This window comes from Rhizobium sp. NLR16a (genome assembly GCF_017948245.1).
Lineage (GTDB): Bacteria > Pseudomonadota > Alphaproteobacteria > Rhizobiales > Rhizobiaceae > Rhizobium.
Window position 1 is genome coordinate 906,154 of record NZ_CP072865.1, and the last position, 17,436, is coordinate 923,589.

Annotated in this window: 23 protein-coding genes, 1 tRNA gene and 1 pseudogene; 19 read left to right on the plus strand and 6 right to left on the minus strand. The window is 60.7% G+C overall.

Going from position 1 to position 17,436, the window contains the following annotated elements; translation table 11 throughout:
- Positions 1–53 precede the first annotated feature (53 nt).
- The 10 genes from rpoD to J7U39_RS04195 all read left to right on the plus strand — a co-directional run bounded on the left by rpoD (position 54) and on the right by J7U39_RS04195 (position 8,485).
- Complete coding sequence (gene rpoD / locus J7U39_RS04150; protein WP_210630535.1) at positions 54–2,111, plus strand: RNA polymerase sigma factor RpoD; 2,058 nt, start codon at positions 54–56, stop codon at positions 2,109–2,111.
- A 243-nt stretch (positions 2,112–2,354) separates the two neighbouring features.
- A complete protein-coding gene (locus J7U39_RS04155; RefSeq protein WP_011426192.1) occupies positions 2,355–2,648 on the plus strand; it encodes a GYD domain-containing protein in 294 nt (97 codons plus the stop codon).
- A gap of 143 nt (positions 2,649–2,791) precedes the next feature.
- Complete coding sequence (locus tag J7U39_RS04160) at positions 2,792–3,901, plus strand: DUF930 domain-containing protein (RefSeq protein ID WP_247241748.1); 1,110 nt, start codon at positions 2,792–2,794, stop codon at positions 3,899–3,901.
- A 103-nt stretch (positions 3,902–4,004) separates the two neighbouring features.
- On the plus strand, positions 4,005–4,166 hold the full coding sequence (locus tag J7U39_RS04165) for a hypothetical protein (protein ID WP_210630536.1): 162 nt from the start codon (positions 4,005–4,007) through the stop codon (positions 4,164–4,166).
- On the plus strand, positions 4,163–4,948 hold the full coding sequence (locus J7U39_RS04170) for an APH(3')-II family aminoglycoside O-phosphotransferase (protein WP_210630537.1): 786 nt from the start codon (positions 4,163–4,165) through the stop codon (positions 4,946–4,948). The genes J7U39_RS04165 and J7U39_RS04170 overlap by 4 nt, the downstream gene beginning before the upstream one ends.
- 164 nt (positions 4,949–5,112) lie before the next feature.
- Positions 5,113–5,907 carry an AraC family transcriptional regulator gene (locus tag J7U39_RS04175; protein WP_210630538.1) on the plus strand — a complete coding sequence of 265 codons (795 nt, stop codon included), beginning with the start codon at positions 5,113–5,115 and terminating at the stop codon, positions 5,905–5,907.
- 187 nt (positions 5,908–6,094) lie between these two features.
- Positions 6,095–6,988, plus strand: coding sequence for a DMT family transporter (locus J7U39_RS04180; protein WP_210630539.1), 894 nt, complete (start codon positions 6,095–6,097; stop codon positions 6,986–6,988).
- 2 nt (positions 6,989–6,990) lie between these two features.
- Positions 6,991–7,689: a phenylalanine--tRNA ligase beta subunit-related protein gene (locus J7U39_RS04185; RefSeq protein ID WP_210630540.1), complete on the plus strand. Its 699-nt coding sequence runs from the start codon at positions 6,991–6,993 to the stop codon at positions 7,687–7,689.
- Between the two features lie 80 nt (positions 7,690–7,769).
- On the plus strand, positions 7,770–8,168 hold the full coding sequence (locus J7U39_RS04190; protein ID WP_183706683.1) for a DUF427 domain-containing protein: 399 nt from the start codon (positions 7,770–7,772) through the stop codon (positions 8,166–8,168).
- An 86-nt stretch (positions 8,169–8,254) separates the two neighbouring features.
- A complete protein-coding gene (locus J7U39_RS04195; protein ID WP_020921849.1) occupies positions 8,255–8,485 on the plus strand; it encodes a hypothetical protein in 231 nt (76 codons plus the stop codon).
- A 217-nt stretch (positions 8,486–8,702) separates the two neighbouring features.
- Here J7U39_RS04195 and J7U39_RS04200 read toward each other — a convergent pair whose 3' ends face one another.
- Positions 8,703–8,948 carry a hypothetical protein gene (locus J7U39_RS04200; protein ID WP_210630541.1) on the minus strand — a complete coding sequence of 82 codons (246 nt, stop codon included), beginning with the start codon at positions 8,946–8,948 and terminating at the stop codon, positions 8,703–8,705.
- A 132-nt stretch (positions 8,949–9,080) separates the two neighbouring features.
- Here J7U39_RS04200 and J7U39_RS04205 point away from each other — a divergent pair, with 132 nt between their 5' ends.
- The 5 genes from J7U39_RS04205 (at position 9,081) to J7U39_RS04225 (ending at position 12,155) form a co-directional block, all read left to right on the plus strand.
- Positions 9,081–9,800: a Crp/Fnr family transcriptional regulator gene (locus J7U39_RS04205; RefSeq protein WP_210630542.1), complete on the plus strand. Its 720-nt coding sequence runs from the start codon at positions 9,081–9,083 to the stop codon at positions 9,798–9,800.
- Between the two features lie 78 nt (positions 9,801–9,878).
- Positions 9,879–10,478 carry a DUF922 domain-containing protein gene (locus J7U39_RS04210; RefSeq protein ID WP_210630543.1) on the plus strand — a complete coding sequence of 200 codons (600 nt, stop codon included), beginning with the start codon at positions 9,879–9,881 and terminating at the stop codon, positions 10,476–10,478.
- Positions 10,479–10,576: 98 nt separating this feature from the next.
- The gene (locus tag J7U39_RS04215) at positions 10,577–10,999 is read left to right on the plus strand and encodes a secondary thiamine-phosphate synthase enzyme YjbQ (protein ID WP_210630544.1); all 423 of its coding nucleotides are present in this window, start codon (positions 10,577–10,579) and stop codon (positions 10,997–10,999) included.
- A gap of 338 nt (positions 11,000–11,337) precedes the next feature.
- Positions 11,338–11,643, plus strand: coding sequence for a hypothetical protein (locus J7U39_RS04220; RefSeq protein WP_085778850.1), 306 nt, complete (start codon positions 11,338–11,340; stop codon positions 11,641–11,643).
- 167 nt (positions 11,644–11,810) lie between these two features.
- Positions 11,811–12,155, plus strand: coding sequence for a hypothetical protein (locus tag J7U39_RS04225; RefSeq protein WP_097596884.1), 345 nt, complete (start codon positions 11,811–11,813; stop codon positions 12,153–12,155).
- Between the two features lie 364 nt (positions 12,156–12,519).
- Here J7U39_RS04225 and J7U39_RS04230 read toward each other — a convergent pair whose 3' ends face one another.
- Together J7U39_RS04230 and J7U39_RS04235 are read right to left on the minus strand one after the other, a co-directional pair.
- Positions 12,520–13,257, minus strand: a complete 738-nt coding sequence (locus J7U39_RS04230) for an SIMPL domain-containing protein (protein WP_210630545.1) — start codon at positions 13,255–13,257, stop codon at positions 12,520–12,522.
- A gap of 261 nt (positions 13,258–13,518) precedes the next feature.
- A complete protein-coding gene (locus J7U39_RS04235) occupies positions 13,519–13,692 on the minus strand; it encodes a hypothetical protein (RefSeq protein ID WP_210630546.1) in 174 nt (57 codons plus the stop codon).
- Positions 13,693–13,749: 57 nt separating this feature from the next.
- On the opposite strand from J7U39_RS04235, the gene J7U39_RS04240 reads away from it, so the two are divergent.
- Positions 13,750–14,001 carry a hypothetical protein gene (locus J7U39_RS04240; RefSeq protein ID WP_247241750.1) on the plus strand — a complete coding sequence of 84 codons (252 nt, stop codon included), beginning with the start codon at positions 13,750–13,752 and terminating at the stop codon, positions 13,999–14,001.
- On the opposite strand, the gene J7U39_RS04245 is transcribed toward J7U39_RS04240, so the two are convergent.
- Positions 13,979–14,122 carry a hypothetical protein gene (locus J7U39_RS04245; RefSeq protein WP_168296739.1) on the minus strand — a complete coding sequence of 48 codons (144 nt, stop codon included), beginning with the start codon at positions 14,120–14,122 and terminating at the stop codon, positions 13,979–13,981. The genes J7U39_RS04240 and J7U39_RS04245 overlap by 23 nt on opposite strands.
- A gap of 249 nt (positions 14,123–14,371) precedes the next feature.
- Here J7U39_RS04245 and J7U39_RS04250 point away from each other — a divergent pair, with 249 nt between their 5' ends.
- From J7U39_RS04250 to J7U39_RS04260, 3 genes are all read left to right on the plus strand, one after another.
- Positions 14,372–14,566, plus strand: coding sequence for a hypothetical protein (locus tag J7U39_RS04250; RefSeq protein ID WP_085778846.1), 195 nt, complete (start codon positions 14,372–14,374; stop codon positions 14,564–14,566).
- A 139-nt stretch (positions 14,567–14,705) separates the two neighbouring features.
- Positions 14,706–15,332 (plus strand): outer membrane protein, encoded by a 627-nt coding sequence (locus J7U39_RS04255; protein WP_210630547.1) that lies wholly within the window; start codon positions 14,706–14,708, stop codon positions 15,330–15,332.
- A 532-nt stretch (positions 15,333–15,864) separates the two neighbouring features.
- Positions 15,865–17,022: a glycosyltransferase family A protein gene (locus J7U39_RS04260; protein WP_210630548.1), complete on the plus strand. Its 1,158-nt coding sequence runs from the start codon at positions 15,865–15,867 to the stop codon at positions 17,020–17,022.
- A 45-nt stretch (positions 17,023–17,067) separates the two neighbouring features.
- On the opposite strand, the pseudogene J7U39_RS32235 reads toward J7U39_RS04260, so the two are convergent.
- Both J7U39_RS32235 and J7U39_RS04265 read right to left on the minus strand, forming a co-directional pair.
- Positions 17,068–17,214 (minus strand): annotated as a pseudogene (locus J7U39_RS32235) (DUF1236 domain-containing protein); the annotation flags it as partial.
- A gap of 12 nt (positions 17,215–17,226) precedes the next feature.
- Positions 17,227–17,302, minus strand: a tRNA-Ile gene (locus J7U39_RS04265).
- Positions 17,303–17,436: the final 134 nt, after the last annotated feature.

The window sequence follows — 17,436 nt, forward strand, 5'->3', positions numbered from 1 at the left end:
ACGGCCCATTCACCGTAGCGAGATTGGATAGCGTCAGGAAGGCGACGATATAAATGGCAACCAAGGTCAAAGAGAACGAAGACGCGGAAGTCGAACGCGACGGCGCAAGCGACGGCCCTCTTCTCGATCTTTCCGACGACGCGGTCAAGAAGATGATCAAGGCCGCCAAGAAGCGCGGCTATGTGACGATGGACGAGCTGAACGCCGTCCTGCCGTCCGAGGAAGTGACCTCCGAGCAGATCGAAGACACGATGTCGATGCTGTCGGACATGGGCATCAACGTTATCGAGGACGAGGAAGCCGAAGAGGCTGGTGCTTCCGGCAGTGGCGATGACGATGACGCCGGCGGCGATGAGGACAGCGAAGGCGGCGAACTCGCGCCTTCGGCTGGCACCGCGCTGGCGACCGCCAAGAAGAAAGAGCCGACCGACCGTACCGATGATCCGGTGCGCATGTATCTGCGCGAGATGGGCTCGGTGGAGCTTCTGTCGCGCGAGGGCGAAATCGCGATCGCCAAGCGCATCGAAGCCGGCCGCGAGACGATGATCGCCGGCCTCTGTGAGAGCCCGCTGACCTTCCAGGCCCTGATCATCTGGCGCGACGAACTCAACGAAGGCACGACGCTGCTGCGCGAGATCATCGATCTCGAGACGACCTATTCCGGTCCGGAAGCCAAGGCCGCGCCGCAGTTCCAGAGCCCCGAGAAGATCGAGGCCGACCGCAAGGCGGCGGAAGAGAAGGAAAAGACCCGGCGCGCCCGCTCCGGCGACGACGACATCACCGATGTCGGCGGCGAAGGCCTGCCTCCTGAAGAGGAGGAAGAGGACGAGGACGAATCCAACCTCTCTCTCGCCGCGATGGAAGCCGAGCTGCGCCCGCAGGTCATGGAAACGCTCGACATCATCGCCGAGACTTATAAGAAGCTGCGCAAGCTGCAGGACCAGCAGGTCGAGCAGCGACTGGCCGCTACCGGCACGTTGTCTTCCGCCCAGGAGCGCCGCTACAAGGAGCTCAAGGACGAACTGATCAAGGCGGTCAAGTCGCTGTCGCTCAACCAGAACCGCATCGACGCGCTGGTCGAGCAGCTCTACGACATCAACAAGCGCCTCGTGCAGAACGAAGGCCGCCTGCTGCGCCTGGCCGAATCCTACGGCGTCAAGCGCGACTCGTTCCTCGAGCAATATCAGGGCGCCGAGCTCGATCCGAACTGGATGAAGTCGATCGGCAATCTGGCCGCCCGCGGCTGGAAGGAATTCGCCAAGTCAGAGAATACGACGATCCGCGACATCCGCCAGGAGATCCAGAATCTCGCGACGGAAACCGGCATCTCGATCTCGGAATTCCGCCGCATCGTGCACATGGTGCAGAAGGGCGAGCGCGAAGCCCGAATCGCCAAGAAGGAAATGGTCGAAGCGAATCTTCGCCTCGTCATTTCAATCGCCAAGAAGTACACGAACCGCGGCCTGCAGTTCCTCGACCTCATTCAGGAAGGCAATATCGGCCTGATGAAGGCGGTCGACAAGTTCGAATACCGCCGCGGTTACAAGTTCTCGACCTATGCAACATGGTGGATCCGTCAGGCGATCACCCGCTCGATCGCCGACCAGGCCCGCACGATCCGCATTCCGGTGCATATGATCGAGACGATAAACAAGATCGTCCGGACCTCGCGCCAGATGCTGCACGAGATCGGCCGCGAGCCGACGCCGGAAGAACTGGCCGAAAAGCTCGCCATGCCGCTCGAAAAGGTCCGCAAGGTCCTGAAGATCGCCAAGGAGCCGATCTCGCTCGAAACCCCGGTGGGCGATGAAGAAGATTCGCATCTCGGCGATTTCATCGAGGACAAGAACGCGCTGCTGCCGATCGACGCCGCCATCCAGGCGAACCTGCGCGAGACGACGACCCGCGTTCTCGCCTCGCTGACGCCGCGCGAAGAGCGCGTGCTGCGCATGCGCTTCGGCATCGGCATGAACACCGATCACACGCTCGAAGAAGTCGGCCAGCAGTTCTCGGTCACCCGCGAACGTATCCGCCAGATCGAAGCGAAGGCGCTGCGCAAGCTGAAGCATCCGAGCCGCTCGAGAAAGCTGAGAAGCTTTCTGGACAGCTAAGAAACTGCAAGCTGCGCTCGATCCTCGACAGCTGAGGTTTCGACAATTGCCGTCATGATTGGAAAGCCGGGCGTCGTGCCCGGCTTTTGCTTTTGTGATTAATACCAATGATCCCGGCGGCTTTCTTGTCGCTCAGTGGTGACAAGATTATAGTCCGGCCACGGGGGAAGAAATCGATCGCGGTGCGCGAGCGAGGACCGACGCATACCCGTGTCGGACGAATCCTCCGTTCGGAGGTGCAAGATGACCACTTACATTGTGTTGATCAACTGGACGGACCAAGGCGTGCGCACTGTTCGCGACTCGTCAAAACGGCTGGATGCGGCGAAGAAACTGCTAGGCGACATGGGCGGCTCCTTCAACCAGTTCTTTCTGACGATGGGCGGCCACGACATGGTGGCTGTCTGCGAAGCGCCTGACGATGCCGTCATGGCGCGATTTGGCCTTTCGCTGGCGATGGCCGGCAATGTCCGCACCCAGACACTGAAGGCATTCCCGGAGGCTGCCTATCGAGAGATCATCGGCTCGCTCAGCTAACGCATGCAGAATTTCAGCGCCTCTCCCCATCAAGGGCGCGGCCTCGGCCCCGCTCGTGGGTGGCCCGTTGCCCGGGTCTGAGGAGGGAACGGATGGCGCACCGGCCAGCGATGGCTTCGGCGCGATCACGAGGTTTTTTGCTTTTGCGGCTTGATGCTGCCGGCTTTAAAGGCCACATCGCTGCTGTGACAGACGAAGTGGACTTGGTGGAGACGAATCACGAAACGGCAAAACGGCGGCCCGAAATCCGCTGGGGTATCGGTGTGTCCGTGCTTCTGCACGTGCCGGTCGTTGCGCTTCTGATTTTCGGCTTGCCGAAGATCGAACCGAAGCCCCCGGAGGACGAGAGCGTGAAGGTCGAGCTCGTCCCGCCGCCGGAGGAGCAGAAGCCGGAGGAGAAAAAGGTCGAGGAGAAACCGAAAGAGGAAGAGAAGCCGCAAGAGCAGGCGAAGGCTGAGTTGCCTCCACCGCCTCCTCCTCCACCGCCGCCTCCGGCTGAAAACAGGACAGCAGAACAGGCCAAGCCTGCTACCCCTATGCCAAGCTTGAAGCCTGTCTTTGAGTTCGGTGACAGGGACAGTGGACCCGAAATATCGGCAGCGGGGAATTCATCCCAGGGCGACGCTAAACCTGCGACAGCCGCACCTCAGCATGACACACAGCCGGAACAGGCGCTTGCTGAGACTTCTGCAGAAAAGCCGCAGACTGAGACGCCGCCGGAAAGGCCGGTTCCGGAGGATGTAAAGCTTCCTGAGGTTGCTACGGCTGATGTTTCTCACGAGCGCAATGCGCCTTTGGCAGAAACTAACGGTGACGCCAAGACTGATATTGAAGTCGTCAAGCCACAGGCGCAGAAGCCTCCTGAGCCGCCGAAGGCGGAAGTTGCAAAGGACGACCTGCCCAAAGCAAAGACGTTATTTTCGCAGACAGCTGACGATGATCCAGTGGCGAGGATAGCGATGAGCGGGGTGCCGCGCGGCAAACGTGTCGCCCAGCTTTGCGGCAACGAGCTCCAGCAACAGCTCTTTCATGGCTCGCCTAGCTTTCAGCCGATTATAGTGCCCACTTTCCCACTATCCCGCGGCACAGTTCTCGACATAAAAAGTGCGGCTTTCCGCACTGCTAAAGGCTGGTACAAAATCCGTTTTCGTTGCGAGGTCAACGGGGATGCCACGAAAGTCGTCTCGTTTGCCCATGAGGCCGGTGGGCTGATCCCTCGCAATCAGTACGCAACCTACAGCATTCGTGAGTAGTTACGCGATCCACAACGGCGTCACTGGAACCAGCCACGCGCAAGGAACCGCACCTAGCCTGTCCTCATTGGCCGTGATGGTACGGTGAAGCAGGGACAATGATATGTCGAACGAAATCGAGCGTTTTCTTGAGCGTCAGGATGAAGCCGTCAGCGCGCTGTTCCTGGAAAACAAGGGCGACGAGCTGACCGATATTCTGGTGGCGGCCCTTGAAGAGGCGTTCGAGATCCTGGTCGAAGCCGCGCCCGCCGAAACGCTGCATTGACATCTTTCGAGAGATTGCCTGGCCCGCTTGCTGCCCGTCTGTCTGGCTACCGGATGGAGCGGGATGCGCTCGGCCGTTCGGCCGCGAGCGTCTTTCGCCTGGAAGGCGAGGGCCTGCCGGCGCTCTATCTGAAGGTCGAGGCGGCGGGGCCGTTCGGCGAGCTTGCCGATGAGGCGGCCCGGCTCGCCTGGCTCAAGGCCTCCGGCCTGCCTTGCCCGGAGGTGATCGCCCGTGAAAGCGACGACGAACGTAACTGGCTGCTGCTCAGCGCGCTGCCGGGAACCGATCTCGCCAGTGCTTCGGCGCTGGCGCCCCTGGCGCGCATCGAATTGCTGGCGGAGGCACTGCTCGATCTTCATCGCCTGCCGATCACTTCCTGTCCGTTCGATCACCGCCTGGAAAAGCGCCTGCCGGTAGCCAAGGCGCGCATGGAAGCAGGAATCGTCGATGAGGAGGATTTCGATCCGGCCCGGCTGGGAAAGAGCGCCGCCGAACTGTTCGCTGAGCTCAAGAGCTTAAGGCCGGCCAGCGAGGATCTCGTCGTCACCCATGGCGATGCCTGCCTGCCGAACTTCGTCGCTCTACACGGCCAATTCTCAGGCTATATCGATTGCAGCCGCCTCGGCGTCGCCGACCGCTACCAGGATATCGCGCTCGCCTGCCGCAGCATCGCCTATAACTTCGGCGAGGCGCTGGTGCAGCCATTTCTCGATCGTTACGGCCTGCCGGCGCCCGATCCGGCGAGGATCCATTACTATCAGCTGCTCGACGAGTTCTTCTAAAGCATGTCGCGCAAAAGTGTACAGCGGTTTTGCGAGAACGATATGCGTAAAAACAAAGACCTAAAGCGCGGAGAGCGAATCTGAAAGATCGCGACGCGCTTTAGACGGTTGCGTCATCAAGGCGCGGCTGGCAGAGTTGCCGGCATCGGACCTGCGGATGTCAAATGCCGAAAAACCAGTTCAGGATGCTGCGCTCGGCGCTTTCAGGCGTCGAAGCGGTGGAAGCCGAAACGCCTCACAGTTTCGCCAGGCACACGCATGAGCAGTTCGGCATCGGCCTCGTCTCGTCGGGGGCGCAGAAATCGCTCAGCGGGCGCGGCATGGTGGAGGCGGAGGCTGGCGATATCATCACCGTCAATCCGAACGAGGTGCATGACGGCGCGCCGATCGGCGAGCGTCGGTCGTGGCGCATCCTCTATTTCGATCCCGAGATCGTCACCGGCCTCTCGCAAGAGATCGGCGCAAGGCGCTCGGAAATCTCCCATCCCGTCATTCGCGATGCGGCGATCGCCAGCCGCTTCGAAACGCTGTTTTACGCGGTGACCGCGAGTGCTGCCGACGGGCTGCTCTGCGAGGAACTGCTTCTGCAACTCGTCGCCGATGTCATGCGCGAAGGCGGCGGCAGCGAGGCGAGGCCGCCGGTGCCGTCATCCATCCGCGCGGCGCGGGATCTGATCGACGACGATCCTCTTGCCGCCGTCTCGCTGGCCGATCTTTCCCGGGAAAGCGGCCTCAGCCGCTTCCAGCTGCTGCGCGGCTTCGCGAAGGCGACGGGACTGACGCCGCACGCTTATCTCGTCCAGGCCCGCATCCACATCGCCCGGCGGCTGATTTCTCAGGGCACGCCGCTTGCCGAAGCCGCCTTTGCCAGCGGCTTTGCCGACCAGAGCCACATGACGCGCGTCTTCGTGCGCAAATACGGCCTGTCGCCGCGGCTTTATGCCGGGGCATTTCTCTGAGCGGTGGAAGGCTGATTCGTGCTGCCGCAGGCTGCGACCTCTCTCCAGCGTCCGGCTAGACGTGCCCCTCAAGGGGCCTCGAAGGACGGGGCTGGCCACCTTGCTTCGATTCAAACGCCCTGCAATTTCGTTCAAGACCCCGACTGACCGCTGCTGTTTCTTCGGCGCATCCAATCGGAGGCGCGGAATGTCGAGACAGGTTCAAGGCTATTTCTATCTGGCGCTCGCCATGCTGACGGTCGGCAGCACTGTCATCGCGAGTAAGATCATTGCTTCGGGACTGCCGCCGTTTACCGCCACCGCCTTGCGCTTCGCCCTCGCTCTTCCCGTCTTCTTCCTGCTGATGCGGGCAAGCGGAACCCGGTTGCCGAAGCTCTCCAGGTATGACCGTCTCATCCTCGTCATTCAGGCCGGCGCCGGCAGTGTCGGCTATACGACGCTGCTGATATCGGGCCTCAGCCTCACCTCGGCCGCCGATGCGGGCGTCATCATCGGCACGCTGCCGGTGGTCTCGGCGGCGGTTTCGATCCTGCTGCTGCGCGAACGGCCAGGGCGCGCCCTGCTTCTGGCCGTGGCGCTGGCGAGCGTCGGCGTGTTTTCGATCGCCTTCACACCGGAGGCGACCGGCGGTTCGCTTGCCGGCAATCTGCTGATTTTTCTCGCGGTCATCTGCGAGGGCTTGTTCATTCTGTTGAACAAGCGGTTGACCGCCAACATTGCCCCGCTTGCCCAGTCGACGCTGATGACCGGCATCGGCTTCGCTGTCTCGATCGTTCCGGCCATTTTAGAGGCGCCCCTCACGCATGGGTTTTCAGCCAGTGCTGCCGCTGCCGTCGTCTATTATGCTCTGGTGCCGACCGTCGGCGGCTTTCTGCTGTGGTATGCGGGGGCAGAGAGGGTGAGCGGCACGGAAGCCGCGCTCTTCACCGCGCTTGCGCCGGTTTCGGCCGTCATGCTCGCCTTCGTCCTCCTCGGCGAGCCGATCGGTTTAAACCATATTGCCGGCATTGCCTGCGTCCTGGCGGCCGTGTTCGGGCTTGCCTTTGCAGGAAGCCACAGGAAATTCATCGAAGGGAAATGATCATGCAGTTCAGCCATTCCAACGCGATATGGCAGGCTTTTCCGCAGCTTGCCGCCGGCGCGCTTTTTGCCGAAGGCATTCATGCGCTAGCTGACGTCGAAGAGGCGATCGCAAGTTTCAGCGCGATCGCCGCGGCCCGGCTCGCTGAAGCCCAGGAAAGCGAATTCCCGGAGATCCAGGCGTGGCGGCGCGGCTTTTCCCGCATGGGCTTGAAGCCGACGCAGTATCGCGCGGCATCCGAGGCGCTTCTGCGTCGCTTCCGCCAGGAGCACGCCCTGCCGCGCCTTCATCCGCTCATCGATCTCTGCAATGCGATTTCGCTCGCCTTTGCCATTCCTGTCGCCGTCTTCGACACGGAAAACATTGCCGGCGATCTCCAGGTGCGGCATGCAACGGGGCATGAGACCTATCTCACCTTCAGCGGTCAAAGCGAACATCCGGAGCCGGACGAGGTGATCTTCGCGGATGACGAAGGCAGAGCACATGCCCGCCGCTGGACGAACCGGCAGGGCGGCCTGTCGGCGGTGCGGGAGACGACGCGCTCGGTGCTGATCGTCGCCGAGGCGCTGCATGCCGGGGCCGGCGAGGATACCGCCAGCTTGGTTGCGACGCTCGCGGATGCGCTCGCGCGTCACTGGTCGGTGACAGCGGCGACCGCCGCCCTCAGTCAGGCATCGCCGCGTTTCGCATTCCAGGTGTAAGGGAAGGAAACGCTCGGGGCTTGGGCCGGCGGCATGAGCGCCCTATCTCAGGGGCATACTTATCTTCTGGAGACGAACCCATGTTGGACAAGTCGATCAAGATTCCGGGGCCGGACCATCCGATCACCGTCGAGCACAATCCCTGCCGCGTCGTCGTCACCGTCGCCGGCCGGACGATTGCCGATAGCCGCAACGCGCTGACGCTGCGCGAGGCCTCCTATCCGCCGGTCCAGTATATCCCTCGCAGGGATGTCGATATGTCGCTGCTTCAGCGCACCGATCACGCCACACATTGCCCCTACAAGGGCGATGCCTCCTATTACAGTATTGCTTTGGGCGGCAAACGCTCCGAGAACGCGGTTTGGACCTACGAAGCCCCGCATGCCGCCGTCAGCAACATCAAAGACCATCTCGCCTTCTATCCCGACCGTGTCGACGCAATCGAGGAATTGGCTTCGCCCGAGGCCGGCGCCTTCTGAGATCGCCGGATGGCGGGCGCTGAAAATCGTTCGGGCGGAACCTGTCGCCTTCAGCATCGTTAGGGGCATCATCGAAGGAGCATGCTGTGCCGAAATTCCACTTCCAGCTCTTCGATCGCGATGGTGTCGGCACCGAGACCGGATACGAATTCGAATCCGTCGAGGCTGCCAAGGCAGAGGCGCGAAGGGTCCTCGCGGAAATGGCAGCCGAAGGCCTGCCGACTGCGCCTTTGAACATGCTTTCGGTCGAGCTTTTCGACGAAAGCCGCAAACCGCTTGCGGAAATTCGGCTGATTCTGGAAGAGATCGCGAAATAGAAGCGACCGGAACTCCACCGCAGAAATGCCTGTCGACGCTTCCCGGCAATCGCGGAACTATGTCAAATTTAATTGCCGCCTGACAGGGCGGGGTCTTAATGCATGTCGCTCCCGGAAGTGTGCGGATGACGACATGCATGAAAGCAAGGAGCTGGAACGCATCCATCGACCAGTTGGATTGATGCGTATATGGGACCCGCCGGCATCCCAGAGGCCGTCATCGAATGACGTCGATCCATTCATTGCTGAAGACGAGACTGGCGACTGTGACAGGATCGCCGCGCTCGTCGCGGACGGTAACGGCAATCGTCATGCGGTCACCTGCCGGCAATTCGTCTCGCGCCACGTCCAGCAGGATGCGGGTCACCTCTTTGGGAATGTCTTCACGAGATTTGAGCTCGGTGCCGTGCTCGTCGCGGGTCGGACCTTCCCCGTTGTGTAGATCGAAATAGTAGCGAGCCATGTTCTTTCCTGCGCGTCAGAGAGGAAATAACCAATGAAGACAATTGTTCCCGAGGCTAGGCCTTGATTCCTATAGAAAATACAGGTTGCACCGAGACGGCCCCGAGCCCTTGCGATAGCGGGAGACAGGACCGTGATTGAACCCTTGTTGCTGAACCTTGGAAGCCGTGATGTGCTGTCGAACGACGAGGAAAACCTTCTTCGGTCGATCCTCGTCAAGGACAGGCAATTCGCCGTCGGAGAAGATCTCGTTTCCCAAGGCAGCCGCCCGCCCTTCAGCACGCTGCTGCTCGACGGGTTCGCGGCGCGCTACAAGGTGATGGCGGACGGCAGCCGGCAGATCACCGCACTTCATGTTGCCGGCGACTTTGTCGACCTCCATGCTTTTCCCGTCAAGGTAATGGATCATGGCATCGTTGCGCTGTCACCCTGCCACGTCGCTTTGGCCGATCATGCCGACTTGAGGGCGATCACCGAGCGCATGCCGCATTTGACGCGGCTGCTTTGGCTCGACACGCTGGTCGACGGCGCTATTCACCGGGAATGGATCGTCGCCATGGGGCGGCGCTCCAAACGCGCTCAGATCGCCCATCTCGTCTGCGAACTCTTCATGCGGCTGAAGGTCGTCAGGCGCACCCGGGGTGAAAGCTTTCAGTTTCCGCTGACGCAGATCGAGATGGCGGACGTGCTCGGCATATCGGTGGTCCACCTCAACAAGACGCTGCAGGCTCTCAGGCGCGAGGGCGTCTTCACCTGGGAGAACCGAACGATCACCATCGTCGATTGGGAACGCCTGCAGGAGATCGCCGAATTCGACCCCGCTTATCTCAGCATCTCCAGAGAGCCGCGCTGATATCTGCCGCATCGCATGCGCGTTGAAAGGGAGGAACGGCGCCGTTAGGGTGGCGGGAATCACTTGACGGGACGATGCGTGACGAAGACTTTTCTACCCTACCTACTGGCGGCAGTTTTCGCCGCATTACCGGCCGCGGCGCAGAGCGAATGGCAGGCGATCGAGGAGGTGCGGCCCTATTCGATTTCAGGCAAGACCGGCGCCGAACTTTATCAATCGATCGGGGCACAGGGCCCCAAGGCCGGCGTCACCGGCCGGGTCATCGCGCATACGACGTTCAAGCTCACCTGGACCCGCAAGTACGAGCCGCAGGGCAATGCCTGCGCCATCGTCACCAATCGGCCGAAGCTCATCATCACCTACACACTGCCGCAGCCCTCGGCCGGGCTGCCGCCAGCCGTCAAGAGCAGCTGGGATGGCTTCATTTCAGGCGTTGCCGCGCATGAGCGGGTGCACGGCGAAACCATCAAGGACATGGTTAGGGAAATCGAGGCGATGAGCGTCGGCTTCACCGTTGCCGACGACCCCGACTGCAAGAAGATCAGGGTCGAGCTGACCCGGCGCCTCGGCGAGATTTCCGCAAAGCAGCGCCAGCGCGGCCGCGACTTCGACAAGGTCGAAATGGGCGACGGCGGCAATATCCAGCAGCTCATCCTCAAGCTCGTGAATGGGCCTTAGCCGATGGCGGGCATCGATCTGCCCATTCGTGGGCCATTGACTTGGCCGTCACGGCGCGCCAACTCGCGGGCAATGTCATTGCGAGACGGAGACCGCCCGTGCCCCAGACAATCCTCACCCTGTCCACACGCGGCCAGGGACTTTACGAATTCACCGATCAGGCGGAGGCCTTCGTCCGCGCCGCGGGACGGGAGGAGGGGCTTCTCACCGTCTTCGTGCGCCACACATCCTGTTCACTGCTGATCCAGGAAAATGCCGATCCCGACGTGCGCACCGATCTTCTCGCCTTCTTCCGTCGGCTCGTGCCACCGGCCTCCGACCCATCGATGGACTGGATCGTGCACAGGGCCGAGGGGCCGGACGACATGCCGGCGCATATCAAAGCGGCGCTGACGCAGGTGTCGATCGGCATTCCGGTCGCCAGGGGACGCTTGACGCTCGGCACCTGGCAGGGCCTCTATCTCTTCGAACACCGAGACCGGCCGCACCAGCGCGAAATCGTGCTGCATCTCGGGGCCTGAGAGCGCCGTGCGTCCTTGCCGAGGCTATGGCACGGCGATCAGCCATCGGCCACGCGGCACACCGATCAGCCCACCAGCCCCATGGCACCACGATCAGCCCTCATCCTCAGGCGCGTAGGCCATAGGCCGGAGCCTCGAAGGAGGGGGCGGGTGATGAGCGATCTCCTTCAGACGAGAGATCACGCGAATCCCGATCGAAAGAAGAGCCGTCAAAAACCGCTCATCTTCTTGTGAATGCAAACTGAATGGTCGGTTCGAACAGCATTCAGCTTGCCGCATTTAGTGTCGAGGCAATCCCTTATGGGAGAGCTTAAAAGACCAATCGACGGAGACACTCCATGACGCATTTCCTCACCAAGGCTTGCCTTGCCGCAGTGCTCGCCCTCTCATCCATTCCGGCCACTGTTTCCACGGCGGCAGCCGCAGGGCCGCAGACAAACTTCATCGTCGAGGCGCAATATTATCGTCCAATCCGCGGCTGCTCGCCGATGCACGCCGTGAACAAGGCGCGCGATTTCGGCCTGCGCAGAGCCCACATCACCCGCATGTCGCCGCGTGTCGTCGTCGTCGCCGGGCGCGATCGTCGCGGCTGGGACAGGATGGTCTTCGCCAATGTCCGCGGCTGCCCGCTGATCCGGCGTTGAAAATTGCACGGCAAGCGCCTATGTGCGCTTGCCCTTTCGCCTTGACGGCGACACTTTCAGCCGTCTCTTCTCCGATTTGTATAAGTGATTCCACTGACGCCTCGGCGTGATGCGGAGAGTGGGGAGGGCGGCTCGACCGCACCGACTATGGAACGAAAGGTTTTCCGATGATGCAGTTTCTGGCAAAGGCGGGTCTTGCCGCCATGCTTGCCGCAGGCACTCTTGCCGGCACGGTGGTCCCGGCGGCCGCTCAATTTAGTATCATTATCGGCGATCAGGATCGTGATCCGCCGCGCGATTATCGCCGTCCGCCTCCGCCGCCGGGCTTCGGCCGGCGCCCGCGCGGCTGCGATCCGCGGCTGGCGGAAGATCTCGCCCGCGATTGGGGCTTCCGCCGCCCGCGCGTCGTCGACATCACCCCGCGCCGCGTCATCGTTCAGGGCTGGACCCGCCGCGGCCCCGATGAAATGAGCTTCGCCAACGTCCGCGGCTGCCCGGCTTTGCGCCGTTGATTGTCCTGCGCCCGTCTCGCTGAACCGGCACGGGCGGTTTCTTTGTGAGATTCCAAAGCCGCGCGCCTGGAAGGGCGCGCGGCGTTCAGTTTAGACGCAGGAGCTCCGTTTCCTGGGCCTTGTGCCGCGGCTGTCCTGTCGATGAAAATCACGAGATCAGCCCTCATCCGCCTGCCGGCACCTCTCCCCGCTCTGGCGGGCCGAAGGGGATATCTCGCTAGCTCTCTGTTCCCCGCTGAGCTCTCTTGGGGCACGTCCCCTCTCCCCGTCAGAACGGGGAGAGGGTTAGGGTGAGGGGCATCGGCGCTAGCAGGCGGCCGCCAGCAGTCAGCACATGGCGTCAAAAGACGCGCGGCGCTTCCGTTTACTGCTCAATGGCGAAGGTCACGGTGACGCTGACAGTGTAATTGTTCTCGCCGCCCTGGACGGGAACGGCAGCGTCGGCTTCCTTCATCATCGTGGCGCGATAAGCGGGCTGCGGCAGCGGGCGCGGCTCATTCTCGTTGATTTCGATGATACGGCCGAGCTTGACGCCGGCGGCTTCGCTCAGCGTTTTCGCCTTCTTGACGGCTTCGGCGACGGCGTTCTTGCGCGCCTCTTCGAGCGCCGCCTCCGGCTTGTCGTTGGTGAACTGGATGTCGCCGCCCTGGTTGATGCCGAGGGTAACGGATTGGTCGATCACCTGGCCGAGCTTGGAAAGGTCGCGCAGGCGCACGGTAACCGAGTTGATCGTCTGGTAGCCGATCAGCTGCGGCTGCTGCTGCTGGCCGTCGACCGGCTGCGGATAATTGAACTGCGGCTGGATGGAGAAGCCGGAGGTCTGCAGATCGCGCTCGGCGATTCCGCCGTCCTTCAGCGCCTTCAGCACGTCGTTCATCGCCTTGTTGTTCTCATCGAGCGCTTCACGGGCGGTCTTCGCCTGCTTGACGACGGCGAGATTGACGACCGCCATGTCCGGCGCCAAGGACGATTCGCCATCGCCAGTCACCGAAATCACCGCCTCACGCGGCTTTGCCTCCTGCGCCAATGCAGGCGCGGCGCTGCCGAGCGGCAGAGCAAGAAGGGCAGTCATCACAAGTGTCTTGGAAAAAATCGGCGCCATGTTTCATTCCCTAGTTGTCGTTTCCCGATGAGCTTTCTGTCGGTTGATTGTGAAGCTATTGCGGCGGAAGGGAGGAGCGGTGGCGGAACGGGAGAAAAATGTGAGGGTGCGGGAGGAGAGGGGTGCTGCCCCGGCCCCGCTAGGGTCTCGCCCCGTCATTAGGTTCCTCATGGGGAGGTTGGTTGGGGTGAAGGTCCCCTCCTTCTCATCCCTCATTCCTGACGAGCACAGGAATGAGGGAGGTTGAGGGTGACGCGCTGATCAATCGCCGATGGCTCGGCTTTCCGGCTCCGAAGCAACCTTCGGGCCGATGATTGGCGCAACACCGTTAAAGAACGGCATGACGATCTGCCGACATATGGCGCCCGCCTCCAGGACCGAGACCGGCACGAACTTTGTGGGCCTGGTCGGCAGTTCCACGATTTCTGAGGACAATCGGCGGTTCTCTTCATCGGCAATCTATGGGTCACGCAATCTGAACGGCCCAACGGCATCGGCACGAAGCTGATGGCGGCGGCGGAGGAGGGGCGCCGCCGCGCCGCAGTCGTGGCCTGCGTCGACACGCTCTCGACCCAGGCGCCGAGCTTCTATCCGAAGCTCGGCTATATCGAATTCGGCAGGATTGGCGGCTACGCCGAAGGCCGGCCGATCGACAGAATGGTTCAGGAAGGAGTTATCCGCCGCTTGAAAAGATTGGTCAGCGGCGGCTTTGCGCCGCGCGTCAGGCGCCGAAATCATCCATGAAGGAGGGATGAATCGCGGGCTTGCGCTCTTCGCGCGCTTCGCGAATGCGCTGGGGAACCGCACCGAGACCGGCGACAAAACGGGTCAGGAGGTTGCGGTTGAAAAGTTTCTGTAGGCTCATGGCAGTTCACTCATTCTTTTTTTTGTTAGCTGGCGGCATATATTTTGCGCAGGCTGCCTTAACAACGGGCAATTTTGCATGACAGTTATGTGACAGCGCATAGTCTTGAAAAGATGAGCTGAAAGGCGATCACTTTAGCGTGACAAGAACCTACCGGAGGCAGTCGATTGCCGCAGATCAATGCTCTCTGCACCGCGGCGTGTAAATTGTACGGCTTGGGTTGAAGCCATGCCCGAAGGAGAAGCTCAGATGAACCGATTTTTCGCATTGATCGCGACCGGAACGCTGATCAGCCTTGCCACGCTCATTTCGGCCTGCACATCATCAGGATACATCGACCAGACTTCGTCGATCGACGGCGGTTACTACTACGAGAGTCAGCCGCTCAATCCGGCCTGCGGTGGTGGGTTCAGGCCAAGCGATGGGCGTTCATGCAGTTATTAGAGGGTGCGCTACTTGCCATGACCGCTTCGGCGGATATGTTCTCTACCGTGCAGTTATGCGAGTGTGTCTTTGGCGTTACAGCTATTTGTTGAACTAGGCTGTACCCTCCAGTTGTGTTGCAAGACATGGGGTCACGAACATGAAGCTCACGATCGCCACAACTTTTCTAGCACTTGCCGCAACGACCGCCTTTGCAGCGGATGCCGTGCAGGATGTCCCGACCGCACCTGTTGCGGCTGCGCCAGTTTTTACCTGGTCGGGCCCATATCTCGGAATCGATGGCGGCGCCAGTTGGCTAAACGGTGACTTCAGCGCCGGCGGCGCCAGCGATTCCCAGGATTTCAACGGTGGCGTCTTCGGTGCATTTGCGGGTTACAATTTCCAGTTCGACAACAACATCGTAGTCGGCATCGAGGGCAACCTCGAATACAACTGGAACGAAGAGGAAGCGCTGGGGGCGGATGTCGGCACCGATTGGGCCGGTGCAGTTCGTGGTCGTGTCGGCTACGCCTTTGACAGAGCGCTGCTTTATGGCGCGGCCGGTTGGACCGCTGCGCGTGGATACGTTGACCTGCCGGGATTCGATAAGGAAACGGAGACCTTCAACGGCTACACTGTCGGCGCTGGCGTCGACTTTGCCATCACCAACAACATCTTCGCCCGTGGCGAGTATCGGTATAATGACTTCGGCGAGAAAGACATTCTCGGCGTTGATGTCGACCTCAACCAGCACGAACTCAAGTTCGGAATCGGTGTGAAGTTCTAAGAACTGCCATTGGATCAGCCGTAGGAGAGTCCCGCCAAGCTTAATCTCGGCCACAGGCTTCCGCGCAGTCCAATTTGCTCAGATATTCACCCGGCGTCACTTGGCGAGGTTGCCGCCCTCATTCGCGCTGCAGAGGAAGCGGAATTCCTGTGATTGCTATCGTCCACTGACGGGATGCCTGGCGTGACGTGGCGCCATGCCGGCGTCGCGGAGCGCTTCGGTCCAAACTGATCAAACCTCATCGCAACGCAAACGGGAGGGAGGGGTTAGCACTTCCTTTCAGATAATCTTCTTCCGGATGGCTGGCATACCTATCCCTTCTACGAAAGTAGAGGGGGCTACGTCAGACCAAAGTCCGTTGCGCCCGCAGATCAAAGTTGGAGAGTAGGCGTTTAAGGCGATCGTCTAAAGATGTCGGCGGCTGAGATTTTCCCGCTTCCGAAGTGAATGTAGAAGAACGCCGGAAATCAATAATGCAGTTCCTTCATCCGTACGAAAGTATCTTTGTCGTTGACGTGGCGAGAGATCTGCAATGCTGTCATGTACAGAGGAGGATCGACGAGGGACCACTAATTCTGACCAGACCTTGGTCTCTGTGGTCATCCCGGCCTTCAACGCTTCCATCTATATTGAGCGCACGCTTCGGTCCGCCCTGCGCCAGACCTACACTGTCCTGGAGATTATTGTCGTCAACGACGGCTCCACAGACGACACGGCAAAACTCGTCGCGCAGATAGCGATGTCGGATTCGCGGATCCGCCTCCTGTCCACGCCTAACCGCGGTGTCGCGGCCGCAAGGAATACGGGCATCGAGGCATCATCAGGTCGATTTGTGGCATTCCTCGACGCCGACGATCTCTGGCACCGGACGAAAATCGAAAAACAGGTGAACGCTCTCAACCGGTTGTCCTCGCGGTGGGCTGCGGTCTACGCGCAGCATTGCCTCATCAACGAGGACGACGAAATTATTCGCCCTGGCACTTCCCATGTCGCAAGAGGATATATCTATGCCCGGCATCTGTCTTTTAAGTACGTGGGCAATGGAAGCGCGCTTCTCGTCCGGCGAAACGTTGCGCTTGAGATTGGTGGATTTGATAGCTCATATGCAGCAACGGGTATCGGAGGCTGCGAAGACCTTGATTTCGAGCTCAGGCTCGCGGCACGCTACTGCATCGAAGTCGTTCCCGAGCAGCTGGTGGGATACCGACAGCATCCCGGCAGCATGTCTTCCAATCACCTGCGAATGGGCAAAGGTGCTCTGGAAGTCGTCAGGCGTTCGCTGGCCGCAAATCCGCACCTCCCCCGATACGTGGTTCGAAGTGCAATCGACGCCACGCAAAAATTTGCGTTCTGGGAATTCCGACAAGATCGGAGAACATATCTGTCACTCGTGACCATTGGAGTGATTTTACGAATCGACCCCTGTTACGTGGTTCGGCTCGTGCTTCAGAAGGGTCTGCGCGGGATACAACACTGTCTTCGTCTCCGGACGAGCACCGCAGGCGGTGAAGATCCACCGCGAAGGAACAGGTCGAAATTCGACGAACAAATTGTCCCTTCGTTTCTTGAATGCACAAAGGAGACGCCGCGGTTAAGACGTCACCTGACGCGGCTGACCGCGGTGGATGTAATTCTGAATCAACTGTTTGCCCCGAGCGAACGGAGCCTGACGCGGACGAAGGTGGAATGATAGAGGAATCGCGGGCCTTGGAACCGGGCCCGCGATGCTTTCAGCTTATTGGATGACCTCGATCACCGCGCGGGCCTTCGGATTGACGAGCACACGACAACATAGCCGTAATCAGGTTGATCTGGGATTGTGGATCTCGACTGTGTCAGGAAGGGTCGTTCCGACTGCAACGTCACCTTCAAGCGTGACAGCGAACTAGAAAAATGGTGGGCCCGGAGGGACTCGAACCCCCAACCAAGCGGTTATGAGCCGCCGGCTCTAACCATTGAGCTACAGGCCCTCAGCGTCGGATGTCCGACGCCTGGTTGCCGGGGCAATGGTTCCCACGGCATCGGTTCGCTCTAGCTCATATTGCAGGGAGCCACAAGCGGGCAGGGCAACATCTGTGGATGATGCATATTTCATGGGCAGAGG